Source organism: Duganella sp. GW821-FHT01E12, from assembly GCF_059422325.1.
Map to the genome: position 1 here is coordinate 91,423 of NZ_JBWKWR010000004.1, position 11,925 is coordinate 103,347.

The window sequence follows — 11,925 nt, forward strand, 5'->3', positions numbered from 1 at the left end:
TGCTTTCTGATGATTTATGGGTCAGCGAGAAGTCCACGTGATAGTGTTCGTCGTGCCTGACCGACGCTTAATTATTTGCAATAATGTCATTATTTCATTATTTTGATGTTAGAATGAATATTCTTTTTGACACTAATCAAAACAACATTCTACGGATAAAAAATGAAATTATTCGCCTCCATTTCGTTAGCTGCGGCATTAACCCTTTCCTCCGCAGCAGCCAGCGCCGCGCCGACTGTCATCACATTTGACGACATCGTCACCAGTTCTTACGCTCAAATTGCAAATGGTTATGCGGGCCTCAATTGGGATAATTTTTATGTGCTCAACGGACCAATCTTCATCCCTGACACGGGGTACACGCACGGTACGGTTTCCTCGCCGAACGTCGCTTATAACCGCAATGCCGATTCGGCGTCGTTCTCGAGTGCGACAGCGTTCACGCTGTTGTCGGTTGATGTTACCAAGGCATGGAAGGCTGGCATCACTCACTTTGATGGCTACGTTGGAAATACGCTGACGTATTCGATGGATGTCACGTCGTCGACAGTTGCGCCGACTCTGGCGACATTCAATTGGGCGAATCTGAACAAGGTGACGGTATCGGACGGCAACGAGACTTATCAGTCAGCGTTTGACAACCTCACCATCTCGGCGGTTCCGGAGCCGGACGCGTACGGCATGCTGCTCGTCGGGCTGGGCTTGATTGGTTTCATGGCTCGCCGCAAATTTGCCGCTTAACCCTGAACCGCCACACCCGATCCCGCTGCATGCGGGATCGCCCCAGGTTTGCGGTAGGCGCTGAGGGGACGGCACGGCAGCGAGAAGTCCACGTGATAGTGTTCGTCGTGCCGGACCCACGGCGTGGTTTTCATGAAGGGCAGGGTGGTGCGCAGATCGCGCCCGCGCGATGTCTGGAACAGCCTTGCCGCCAGTTCTTTTTGGAAGATCACTCGCTCGATTTTCACATGGCGTTTTTTTGCGGCGTCGGCCAACTGGTGCAGGTGTTCTGCCATGGCCTCAAAATCGATATGCAGGTCGTCCAGCACGCCGTTCGCGTCAAACTCAAGGCCATACCCAAACTTGTTCAGCGCGTTCGACGGCAGCAGCGCCGGCTGGTTCTTGCTGTCGAGGACGGGAACCATGAAATCGACCGATAGCCCGGCCTGATGAGTGTGATGCGGCTTGATTTGCCCGCCATTGGCCAGCCCTGTTTCGCCGTACATGAAGCGTTTGTCGGGCGCGGCCTGATACACGGAGTCGTAAGCGTCGACTACGATATCGCGGACGCTCTGATGCACATAGGTCCGGCCCAGCGCGACGCCGACGCTGCTGTAGGGAACAAAATTCTTACCCTGCGCGGGAAGCTGCACGCCGTCTTGCAGGCGGCCGTTCGCCGGCGTGCCGTAGCACGTGCTGGCGTTTGCGAGCGCCAGCGGAAGCGCAAACAGTACTGCGGCTTTCAGGATATGGTGCCTGAGCCACAAGCAGGATCGAATGGCCCAGACACCGGTGCGCGGCACCTCGTCAGATGTTTGCCTTCTAGCTTGCTTCGTCACGGAAGTCAGGTTGTTATACTCAAGGGGCGATGCACCCCCAGAGAGTCGGAGACTATGGGTTGGCAAATAACGCAAACTGGACACTCCAAGTCGAATCCTGCTCTGATTAAAAACGATTTATACCATTTTTTGTGCGCGCTTTTTTCGAGGCGCGGCGTGGTAGTGGCGTTAAAGCCTGCGCCCGCGCTGTCGTCTCGGACTGCGCTGAAATCCCGCTCACGCCTTTCGGCTGTGGCTTGCCCTCAATTCGGAAGTGCCTGAAGAATTTGAGTTTTCGGCTCACGCCCCTTGGATCGGAAAAGAAGGGCAGAGAAAATTCCTGCTCGGCTAGCAGCACCATGCGCCAGACGGTGCCGCCGAAGAAGCGAAACGTCAGCGCGTTCGGCGGCTGCAGGCTCAGCTCAGCAAACGTGCCGGTCGAATACATCGCGCCGAGCACTGCAGAATCCACCAAAGCCATATCGGCATCGAACATATAAATCCGCAGCATGTCCTCGAAGGGAATGTCATCGGTGAGGAAAACAATGCGATAGCCATGCCATTCCACAGCTGCTTCCAGCACGGCTCCGGTCACGATCAGCCCGGTGGGCTCGGCGTCCAGCAGTAGTTCGGAAGTGGCCAACGCCGCATCCGTGTAAGGCGTCGCCAGCCGTGTCGCGAATTCCGATGTCGAAAGTAATCTCACGAGATTGCTCTACCATATAAAACCAACGCCGAAGGCCGCGAGAGCACCTCCGACAAACGCACCTATTGTCACACATACCGGCGCGCCAGGTCCGCACGCCAAGCCCGCGAGAGCACCGGTCGCTACGCTTCCGCCGATCCCCGCCGTGGTAGTGACCAGCTCACGCTTGATCGCAGTGGATTTGTCTCGGGCGGTGAGCACGTTATACGTCGACAGCGCCAATGACAGCAAAATGAGGCCACGTCCCAAATACGACAACCGCAACATATTGTGTGTGATGCCAGGTTGCGATCTGCCGGCCGACGCGACAACCTCGGCAAATACTCGGTTCTGCCTTGATGGGGTGAGCTTTGCGAAGATTGCGTTCTTCCCAAATAACTTCGATGTCTTTTCGGCGATCAATGCATTCAGATTGCGACCCTCGGGCTTTTTGTATTCTGCGAGGGCACGGCCAACGGGTGTGCTCTTCGACCTGGTGAGCTGCATGACGACGTTCCGTGTGGCCTGGGCCTGCTCTGCCGCCTGCGCCCAAGTCAATTTCCCTCTGGCGACCTCGCGACGAAGATTGTCCGACATCTCCTTAATCTCGCGCGCGTACATTCGGCGTGAAGTGGAATCAATTTCCAGATGCATTCCTACGATGGCTGTTGTTGCTTCCAATGATTTGATCGCGTTTTCGAATGTTTCTTTGTCGGACTGCGGCATGGTGGCCTCCTGTCAAAGGTGTCTGACGAGCGTACTGCGTTGTTGGCTGAGGGCGTTTGAACCGCCGCAAAGTGGTTGCTGGTGTCGCTCTGCTAGAGGTAGATAGGGGAATATTTTGAAGAAGCTAGCGATTTCATGAGACGAATGTGCCTAGGGGACTTACCGTGTTTGATCGTAGTGACGTAGTCCGAATCGGTGACGCGGAGTTCGAATCCGTGGATCTGCTCGCTGTAGGCGTCGCCTCGACCAGCTGGCAGTGGCTGGGTGTGGGGTATGGCTGAGCTTGCTATCTCGGCTGCTTTTGATGTGGAGTTGCCGGTCCATTTCTGGTCTTGTCGGCGGTAGGGCCCGTCAACTGCGGCGCAAGTGTGGCTTGAGCTAGCCAGTGTGCGGGCTGTGTGCTCTTGAGCGGAAATCGGTGTTTACACCGTAAATGCACGAGCGTACTATTGATGAAGTATCAACTGAGATTTCGTTCCCGCAATGCAGAACTCTTGAAAAGGGAAACTTGAAGATGCCGCCTGAATTTCTGTATAGATATCGTTCGTTCAAGAGTGCACTAGACGAAGAGAGTTTAACGACGAATCTCTTATGGTTTGCTGACCCTAAGGAATTCAATGATCCTATGGATTGCAAGCCGCACTATATTTTTGATGGTGGAGATGAGCTAGCCATTGCGCGGTTCCGAGAGCAGACCTTTTTTCGTGCTGCAAGACGAGACGATTCGACGCTACATGGAGTTGAGCTGCGAAATCGAATCTCTGCATATCGGGATCAGTATCCTAATGTAAATGAAGAATTTTGGAAATTCGCGCATGAAACAGTTGAGCACTATGTTAGAGACGTTGGAGTGCTTTGCTTGACGGAAACTGGCCAGTGTCCAGTGATGTATTATCACTATGCGGATGCACATAAGGGGATTTGCCTCAAGTATCGAACCGCTGATCTTTTTAGTTATGCGGAGCCAGTTGAATATACAGTTGACTATCCAAGAGTAGATTTTTTTGCGGATGATGAGGGTAATGATTTTAAGAAATTATTCTTAACTAAATACCTTAGCTGGCAATATGAGAAAGAATGGCGGTTAGTGGAATTCAGCCGAGATTTTACGAGAGATCCGCGCCATCTTGCGTATCCCGCTCCATTGCTTGAAGGAGTTATTTTTGGGATGTATTTGCCGCAGCTCAGTCGAGAACGGATCGCGGAACTTTTGCGGGCTGGTGGTCGTCACGTGACCTTGTACGAGGCAAAATTAAGGCCGGGCTCGTTCCTTCTTGATATTGTGGCGTGCGGACAGACTTAGGTAGCGGTGCTCGTTTTCATATTGATAACGTGTGACGTTTGTGTACTGGTGAGGATGGGGCGCTCCAGTTGCTCCGTCATCACTTTCCTTGAGGAGATCATATTGGCGGACCCGAAGATTTACCGAGTTTTGTTGAATGAAGATTGGGAGCTTGAAGATCTTTACGAGTTCCCGCATGCCCTTTCTCAATGCTATGCATTCGTCTATTGCTTGGATTCCGAATTGGAGCCGCGAGATCGTGATCGGATTAACTACGCTATACGGGGATATCCGTGGCGTGGTGGGTATAGTTATGTGAACATCTATTCCGTATTTAAGAATCAAATACCATCCGATGAACGTCCTAAAATTGATTCAATCCGCAAGGCTTCTCCTGGTTGGCTTGACTTAATCCTGAATGCTAATGTTGCGTATCAGTTGGCTGCGGCGGTCACGACGCTAGCCGGTGCAGCGACAGCCGCCGCTGCTGCCTATAAGAAGGCTTATCAGTTGATTTTAAGTATTAACGCAGAACGTAGGAAAGCTCAGTTGGCGAAGATGTCGGCCTCCACGATGCAGTTAAAGTCAATGAATGCGATGTGCACTGAGCTGGCGAAGAATTTAGGCTTCAAGAGTCTGAAGGAGCTTCACGAACACACTGGTGATCCTGAAGTTTCTCTGAAGCTACTGATGGCACACTACCGAAGGATGTCGGTACTTTTGGAATATGCTCAAAAGGGAAAGGCAACGCTGACACTACCCAATCTGCTGGGAGGCTCTGACAAGACTTCTTGATCGGAAAGAGCTAGCGTACACCAGCGCTTCTGAAGTGACCAGAGAGCGACCAGAAACAAAAAAGCCCACGAACCGAAATTCGTGGGCTTCCTTGATAATTCTTGGTAGGCCGTGCGGGATTCGAACCTGCGACCAACGGATTAAAAGTCCGCTGCTCTACCAGCTGAGCTAACGACCCAAAGGTGCAATACCTTGGCTTTCTTCGAGTGGTAGGCCGTGCGGGATTCGAACCTGCGACCAACGGATTAAAAGTCCGCTGCTCTACCAGCTGAGCTAACGACCCCCGAAGAAGCGAGATTATAGGGGGTAATGAGTCCGGCTGTCAAATACCCCCAAGTAATTATTTGCCGCCGAGGCGTTCTTTTGCCGTCACCGCTGCCGCCGAGTCAGGATAAGTCTTGATCAGGTCCTGCAGCGTCTTCTTGGCGGCCTTGTCTTTCAGCTCGGTCTGGCAGCTGGCGATGACCAGCATGGCTTCAGGCGCCTTCGGGCTGTCGGCGTAGTTCTTCAGCACCAGCAGTTGGGCCGGGATGGCGCTCTTGCAGTCGCGCTGCAGGAAGTAGGAGCTGCCCAGGTAGTACTGCGCGGTGGGCGCGTAGCTGGAGCCCGGATAGCGCTGCATGAATTCGGCGAAGGCCGTGCCGGCCGCCTTGTAGTCGCCCGAGCGGAAGGTCTGGTAGGCCGCGTCATAGGTGCGCTGTTCGTTCGGATCGACTTGCGTGGTCTTGCCGTCGATGGTCACTTCGCGCGGCTCCAGCTTGCGCAGGCGGGCGTCGAGGTCGACGTAGAAATCTTTCTGGCGCTTTTGCGCGTTGGCCAGCTCGTTGCTCAGCACTTCGATCTGGCCGCGCAGCTTGGCCACTTCCTGCAGCGTCATTTCGTTTTGCGATACCAGATCCAGCGTGCTGGACTTGTCGGACTTGGTGTCGATGCGGGCGTTCAGCTCGGCGCGCATGGCTTCGACCTTGGCGCGCAGGTCGAGCAGGGCTTTGCGGGCTTCGTCGTCGTCGAACAGCCCGGCGTGGGCTTGCAGCGGCAGCCAGGTCAGTGCGGCCAGCAGGGCGGCGCTCAGGCCGGATTTGGAGAGTTTCTTCATGTCGGACGCTTTCACACAAATCTAAATGGAAACGGGGCGGGACGCGGTGTTATCCGCGTACCGCCCCGTATTATGCCTGTCACCCGGCAAAAGGGTAGTGCTTTCGATTACTTGTAGACGATGTCTGCACGACGGTTTTGCGCCCATGCTTCTTCGTTCGAGCCGGAGGCTTTAGGCTTTTCCTTGCCCAGCGATACGGCTTCGATCTGCGATTCCGACACGCCCAGCGTGGTCATGGCCTTGCGCACGGCTTCGGCGCGCTTCTGGCCCAGGGCCAGGTTGTATTCGGAGCCGCCGCGTTCGTCGGTGTTGCCTTGGATCAGGATCGAGCGGGCTTTGTTCTTGGCCAGGTAGGCGGAGTGGTTTTCCACCACTGGCTTGCCGTCGTCGCGCACGACGTAGCTGTCGAAGTCGAAGTACACGCTGCGGTTGGCCAGCACGCCTTTAGGATCGTCCAGCGGATCCAGCGATTTGGTTTCGACCGGGGCGACGGTGCGGGTGTCAGGCTGCGGCTGCGGTTTGGTTTCGACTTGACGCTCTTCCACCTTGGCCGGCTCGGCGATTTTGACCGGGGTCGAGCAGGCGGACAGGATGGCGGCGGTGGTGACGATGAAAGCGAGGCTGCTGAGTTTACGCATTTGATTCTCCTAGAGATGAAAGGTAAAAGTTACTGCATGAATGGACCCCAGGTGGGCTCCTTGATGTTGCCCGCCTGAGTGGTCAGGCGTTGCTTTACACGTCCATCCACCGAGACCACAGCCAGCGATTTGCGGCCGCCGGCTTGAGTGGCGTACATGATGTATTTGCCGTTGGGGGCAAAGCTTGGATACTGGTCGTCGGTGCTGTCGGACAGGCGCTGCTCCTGGCCGCTGGCCAGGTCCATCACGTACAGCTGGTAGTTGCCGTCGCGGCGGGAGATGTAGGCCAGGGTCTTGCCGTCGGCCGACACGCGCGGGCTGATGTTGTAGTTGCCGGTGAAGGTGACGCGCTTGGCCTCGCCGCCGTCGGCGCCCATGCGGTAGATCTGCGGGCCGCCGCTGCGGTCGCTCATGAAGTAGATGCTGCCGTCCGGCGCGAAGTTGGCTTCGGAGTCGATGCCGGCGCTGTTGGAGACACGCTTGAGGTTGCTGCCGTCGGCGTTGACGGTGTAGATCTGCGTGTGGCCGTCCTTCGACAGCGACACCGCCAGCTTGTTGCCGCTCTGCGCCCACACCGGCGACGAGTTGCTGCCTTTTTCGTTGGCCACCACGGTGCGCGCGCGGTTGACCAGGTTCTGCACGTAGACCACCGGCTTCTTCTGTTCGAACGAGACGTAGGCGACCTTGGTGCCGTCCGGCGACCACGATGGCGAGATGATGGGCTCGTTCGAGCGCAGCGCCATCTGTTCGCCTTCGCCGTCGGCGTCGGCCACCAGCAGTTCGTAGTGGCGTTTGTCGTACTCTTTGACGTAGGCGATGCGGGTGGAGAAGGCGCCGCGGATGCCGGTCAGCTTCAGGTAGACGTCGTCGGCGATGTTGTGCGCGGTCAGGCGGGTGAACTGCGGCGCGCGCGCCACGTTCAGCTGCGACAGCTCGCTTTGCTTGACGGTGTCGAACAGCTTGTAGCGCACCTCGTAGTCGCCGGACGCCGCCTTGGCGACGGTGCCGACCACCAGCGCGTCGGCGCCCTTGGCCTTCCAGGTGCCGTAGTCGATGTTGCTCATGCTGTTGATCACGCCGGCGTCGATCAGCTTGAAGGCGCCGCTGCGCTCCAGGTCGGCCTTGATGATGGCGGAAATCTGTTGCGGCGCGATGTTCTCGTCCGCGAAGCCGGCCACGGCGACCGGGATCTGGTTGCTGCCGACGCCGGAAATTTCGATCCGCATCTGTGCCTGGGCGCCGCTGGCGGCCAGTGCCAGCGCGGCGGTAAGGATCGCTTGGTTCAGTTTATTCATGGTGCTCATCAGTGCATATCCTTCATGTTGAAATCGGCGACAAACTCGCGCTCTACCGTACCATCTTTTTTCTTGGGTAGTGGTGACGATTTGGCGATCGCGTTTTCGATCGCGCTGTCGTAGGCGGCCGAGCCGCTGCTCTTCATCTTGCGCACGCCGATGATCTCGCCGGACGGCAGCTGCGTGATCTGGTAGGTCGCGCTCAGCGTATCGTCCACCGTGCCGTACACCAGGTTGCTCTTGATCTTGGCGCGGATGGCCGCCTGATAGCCGCCGTCGACCTTGCCGCCGGTGGAGGTGGCGGCGGTGCCGGTGCTGCCCTTGGCGGCATTGCCGGTGATGCGGCTCATCTCGGCGGCGAAGGCCTTGTCGCGCGCGGCCTTGTCGGCCTTCTCGGCTTTTTCCTTGGCGGCCTTCTCGGCCAGCGCGGCTTTCTTCTTGTCCTTCTCGGCCTGTTCCTTCTCGTCCTTCAGCTTTTGCTCGGCTTCCTTCTTGTCGGCCAGCTTCTTGGCGTCGAGCTTGGCCTGCTTCTCTTCGGCTTCCTTCTTCAGCTTGGCTTCCTTGGCCGCCTCGAGTTTTTCCTGTTCGAGTTTCTTTTTCAGCTTCAGGCGTTCCAGGGCGATGTCCGGTTCCTTCGGTGTCGGCGGCGCCTCCACCGGTTTCGGCGGGGCGGCCTTGACCACCGGCTCGGGTTCCGGTTCGGGCTCCGGCTCGGGCTTGACCTGCGGCGGCGTTGGCGCCGCCTCCTGCACCTTCATGTCCCAGATTTCGGCCTGCACGGTGGTCGGCTCGTTGCTCTGCCAGCTCACGCCCACCCACAGGAACAGCAGCAGCACGGCGTGCATGGCCGCGGCCAGCGCCATCGAGCGCCAGCCTTCGTTTTGTCGCGGCACTTTGTAGGGGCCGCCTGCCGTTGCGGGTTTCATCGTATGCACTGTGATTTACTTGGTCGACAAACCGACCCGGTTGATGCCCATCTTCTTCGCTTCCGAGATCAGCTGGATCACGTCGTCGTACTTGCTTTCCTTGTCGCCGGCGATCAGCACCGGATAGTCGGGATGGTCGTTGTGGATGGCGCGCAGCTTCTTGACCAGCGCGTCGCGGTTGGGCGCGGTTTCCGGCGCCTCCTCACCCTTGCCTTTGACGCCGATCGACAGCGCGCCGTTCGGCTTGATGATCACCTGCACGTAATCGCTGGGCGGCTTGGTGGAGCGCTCGGCGCTCGGCAGGTCGACCACGCTCGGGTCGTTGGCCGATGGCATGACCATGAAAATAATCAGCAGCACCAGCATCACGTCGATGTAGGGCACGACGTTGATCTCGGACTTGAACTTGCGGCCGCGGCCGCCGCGCATGCTGCTGGAGAAAGAGGAAGCCATGATTGCTCTGCCTTCTTAACGCGACTGACGTTGCAGGATGTTGGAGAACTCTTCGACAAAGCTCTCGAAGCGGATCGCCAGGCGGTCGATGTCGTGCGAAAAACGGTTGTATGCGACCACGGCAGGGATCGCCGCGAACAGGCCGATGGCGGTGGCGATCAGTGCTTCGGCGATGCCGGGGGCGACCGCCGCCAGCGTGGCCTGCTGCACGTTGGCCAGGCCGCGGAAGGCGTTCATGATGCCCCACACGGTGCCGAGCAGGCCGATGTACGGCGACACCGAGCCGACCGAGGCCAGGAAGGCCAGGTGCGATTCCAGCACGTCCATCTCGCGCTGGAAGGCGGCGCGCATGGCGCGGCGGGCGCCGTCGAGCACCGCGCCGGCGTCCATGCTTTCGCGGGCGGCGGTGTAGGCGGCCTTGCTCTTGATGAACTCACCCATGCCGGCTTCGAAGATGCGCGCCAGCGGGCCGCTGTTGGCGCGGTCCTTGCCGGCGTTCTGGTGCAGCGCGTGCAGGTTGCCGCCGGCCCAGAAGGTTTTCTCGAATTCTGCGGTCAGGCGGCGCGCCGAGCGCACCGCGAACATCTTGCTGAAGATGTAGGTCCAGCTGGTCAGCGAAATACCGAACAGCAGCGCCATGATCAACTGCACGATCAGGTGCGCGTTGGTGATGAGGGACAGGAAGGAGAGGTCTTGGGTGACGTTCATGTATAGGTTCAGTCTGTTTTGATGGTACTACGCATTTTTTCGGCAACCGCTGCCGGCACGGCGCGCGGCGCCAGGTCGGAACCGACGCAGCCGACCTTGACGCGGGCGGTGTTGAGCAATTGTTCGCCGCACCAGGCTTGCTGCACGAACAGGATCGAGGCGCGGCCTAGCTTTTCGATACTAAGTGTTAATTTTAGTTCATCGTCCAACCTGGCAGGCGCATGATACTCCGCGCTGACGCTTTTGACGACGAACAAGACATCATGTTCGTGGAGCAAAGCGTGCTGTTCGACGTGGATGGCGCGCAGCCACTCGGTGCGGGCGCGCTCGAAGAATTTGAGGTAGTTTGCGTAATAGACGATACCGCCGGCGTCGGTGTCTTCGTAGTAGACCCGTACGTTCCAGATAAACTCTGCAGGCATGTTATTTTGACTACTAGTAAGATTGAGCAACATTCTACGCGATTTTATTGTTTTCGTTGAAGCTTGGACGGGCCAAATCACGTCGATTCCGACATTTCTGCGGATTTTTCAACAGGCGCGCAAAAGATTGCACTTGCGACAGTAAAGCGTTTTCCCGGCAACTTGCCAAGGATTGTAACAACCGCTTACGAATCGGTTCAGGAATGAAACGTCGCCTAAGCCCCTCTTAAGCAAGAGGGGCTGGAAACGGGTTACAGGTTGCGCTTGATCGCCAGCGGGCCGTAGCCCTGGCAGGTCGGCATCATTTCGATGCGGTTGATGTTGATGTGGGCCGGCAGCGTGGCGATCCAGTAGGCGGTGTTGGCGATGTCCTCGGCCGTCAGCGGCTCGGTGCCCTCGTAGACCTTGGCCGCGGCCGCGTCGTTGCCCTTCAGGCGGACGTTGGAGAACTCGGTGCCGCCGCACAGGCCGGGCGCCAGGTTGGTGGCGCGCACGCCGGTGCCGACCAGGTCGGCGCGCAGGTTGAGCGTGAACTGCTCGACAAAAGCCTTGGTGGCGCCGTACACATTGCCGCCGGGGTAGGGCGTGTCGCCGGCCACCGAGCCGAGGTTGATCACGGTGCCGCTGCCGCGCGCCACCATCGCCGGCAGGATGGCGCGGGTCATGGCGACCAGGCCGCTGCAGTTGGTGGCGATCATCGTGTCCCAGTCCTCCAGCGACGATTCGTGCGCCGGCGTGACGCCCAGCGCCAGGCCGGCGTTGTTGATCAGCACGTCGATCTGCGACCACTCGGCCGGCAGCCCGTCCAGCGCGCCCTTGATCGACGCCTTGTCGGTCACATCCAGCACGATGGGGCGGGCGGCGGCGCCCAGTTCGGCGGCCAGCGCCTGCAGGCGGTCGGCGCGGCGGCCGCTGATCAGCACTTTGTGGCCGTTCTGGACGAAGGTGCGGGCCATGGCGGCGCCGAAGCCGGCGGTGGCGCCCGTAATGAAGACGATCATGATCTATCCTTATGCGTGAGTGGAAACGATGGTCAAGTGTAGCCGAAATGGCAGTATGGCCAGCCCCCGCCATCAAAATCGGCATAAGATTGCCTTTTAAGCAATCATTTCCTTGCTCAAATCTGGCGCATAAATTACAATCGGGCTTCCATTACGTCTCACGTAACTGGCGAAAAGCTCCGGTCATCACCATTTTGGTGCGTGGCGGCCGGTCGGCGAAAGGTGGGCATCCACCGGGAAACGTGAGATTTCAACAGCCGTTCGCCTGGGCAGCCATCGATGGAATTGCACGAAGAGGCTGCCTATCCGCTATCGGCTTCCCTCATTCGATCCAACCTGCCAGTAACAAGTTACTCAATT

At 57.9% G+C, this 11,925-nt stretch carries 14 protein-coding genes, 2 tRNA genes and 1 riboswitch; of the genes, 3 read left to right on the top strand and 13 right to left on the bottom strand.

The window, feature by feature from the left end; translation table 11 throughout:
• The first annotated feature begins 162 nt into the window (after nucleotides 1-162).
• Nucleotides 163-741: a PEP-CTERM sorting domain-containing protein gene (locus tag AC07WS_RS13530; RefSeq protein ID WP_494729590.1), complete on the top strand. Its 579-nt coding sequence runs from the start codon at nucleotides 163-165 to the stop codon at nucleotides 739-741.
• Here the strand turns inward: AC07WS_RS13530 and AC07WS_RS13535 are convergent.
• From AC07WS_RS13535 to AC07WS_RS13545, 3 genes are all read right to left on the bottom strand, one after another.
• Nucleotides 738-1,559 carry a penicillin-insensitive murein endopeptidase gene (locus tag AC07WS_RS13535; protein ID WP_494729591.1) on the bottom strand — a complete coding sequence of 274 codons (822 nt, stop codon included), beginning with the start codon at nucleotides 1,557-1,559 and terminating at the stop codon, nucleotides 738-740. The genes AC07WS_RS13530 and AC07WS_RS13535 overlap by 4 nt on opposite strands.
• Before the next feature lie 106 nt (nucleotides 1,560-1,665).
• Nucleotides 1,666-2,244 (bottom strand): hypothetical protein, encoded by a 579-nt coding sequence (locus AC07WS_RS13540; RefSeq protein ID WP_494729592.1) that lies wholly within the window; start codon nucleotides 2,242-2,244, stop codon nucleotides 1,666-1,668.
• A 9-nt stretch (nucleotides 2,245-2,253) separates the two neighbouring features.
• Entirely contained in the window at nucleotides 2,254-2,949 is a 696-nt protein-coding gene (locus AC07WS_RS13545) for a hypothetical protein (RefSeq protein ID WP_494729593.1), read from the bottom strand.
• A gap of 433 nt (nucleotides 2,950-3,382) precedes the next feature.
• On the opposite strand from AC07WS_RS13545, the gene AC07WS_RS13550 reads away from it, so the two are divergent.
• Nucleotides 3,383-4,252 carry a DUF2971 domain-containing protein gene (locus AC07WS_RS13550; RefSeq protein WP_494729594.1) on the top strand — a complete coding sequence of 290 codons (870 nt, stop codon included), beginning with the start codon at nucleotides 3,383-3,385 and terminating at the stop codon, nucleotides 4,250-4,252.
• A gap of 102 nt (nucleotides 4,253-4,354) precedes the next feature.
• Complete coding sequence (locus tag AC07WS_RS13555; protein ID WP_494729595.1) at nucleotides 4,355-5,026, top strand: hypothetical protein; 672 nt, start codon at nucleotides 4,355-4,357, stop codon at nucleotides 5,024-5,026.
• A gap of 102 nt (nucleotides 5,027-5,128) precedes the next feature.
• Here AC07WS_RS13555 and AC07WS_RS13560 read toward each other — a convergent pair.
• The 10 genes from AC07WS_RS13560 to AC07WS_RS13605 form a co-directional block, all read right to left on the bottom strand.
• Nucleotides 5,129-5,204, bottom strand: a tRNA-Lys gene (locus tag AC07WS_RS13560).
• Between the two features lie 29 nt (nucleotides 5,205-5,233).
• Nucleotides 5,234-5,309, bottom strand: a tRNA-Lys gene (locus tag AC07WS_RS13565).
• Between the two features lie 57 nt (nucleotides 5,310-5,366).
• Nucleotides 5,367-6,122, bottom strand: coding sequence for a tol-pal system protein YbgF (gene ybgF, locus AC07WS_RS13570; RefSeq protein ID WP_494729596.1), 756 nt, complete (start codon nucleotides 6,120-6,122; stop codon nucleotides 5,367-5,369).
• Between the two features lie 107 nt (nucleotides 6,123-6,229).
• On the bottom strand, nucleotides 6,230-6,760 hold the full coding sequence (gene pal / locus AC07WS_RS13575) for a peptidoglycan-associated lipoprotein Pal (protein ID WP_494729597.1): 531 nt from the start codon (nucleotides 6,758-6,760) through the stop codon (nucleotides 6,230-6,232).
• A gap of 29 nt (nucleotides 6,761-6,789) precedes the next feature.
• Entirely contained in the window at nucleotides 6,790-8,064 is a 1,275-nt protein-coding gene (tolB, locus tag AC07WS_RS13580; RefSeq protein ID WP_494729598.1) for a Tol-Pal system beta propeller repeat protein TolB, read from the bottom strand.
• Nucleotides 8,064-8,981, bottom strand: coding sequence for a cell envelope integrity protein TolA (gene tolA, locus AC07WS_RS13585; RefSeq protein WP_494729599.1), 918 nt, complete (start codon nucleotides 8,979-8,981; stop codon nucleotides 8,064-8,066). Before tolA ends, tolB begins: the two co-directional genes overlap by 1 nt.
• A gap of 15 nt (nucleotides 8,982-8,996) precedes the next feature.
• Nucleotides 8,997-9,434, bottom strand: a complete 438-nt coding sequence (locus AC07WS_RS13590; RefSeq protein ID WP_494729600.1) for an ExbD/TolR family protein — start codon at nucleotides 9,432-9,434, stop codon at nucleotides 8,997-8,999.
• 15 nt (nucleotides 9,435-9,449) lie between these two features.
• Complete coding sequence (gene tolQ, locus AC07WS_RS13595; protein WP_161097057.1) at nucleotides 9,450-10,142, bottom strand: protein TolQ; 693 nt, start codon at nucleotides 10,140-10,142, stop codon at nucleotides 9,450-9,452.
• 8 nt (nucleotides 10,143-10,150) lie between these two features.
• Entirely contained in the window at nucleotides 10,151-10,564 is a 414-nt protein-coding gene (gene ybgC, locus AC07WS_RS13600) for a tol-pal system-associated acyl-CoA thioesterase (protein ID WP_494730007.1), read from the bottom strand.
• A 251-nt stretch (nucleotides 10,565-10,815) separates the two neighbouring features.
• The gene (locus AC07WS_RS13605; protein WP_494729601.1) at nucleotides 10,816-11,565 is read right to left on the bottom strand and encodes an SDR family NAD(P)-dependent oxidoreductase; all 750 of its coding nucleotides are present in this window, start codon (nucleotides 11,563-11,565) and stop codon (nucleotides 10,816-10,818) included.
• Nucleotides 11,566-11,717: 152 nt separating this feature from the next.
• Nucleotides 11,718-11,843: riboswitch (ZMP/ZTP riboswitch) on the top strand.
• The last annotated feature ends 82 nt before the right edge of the window (nucleotides 11,844-11,925 follow it).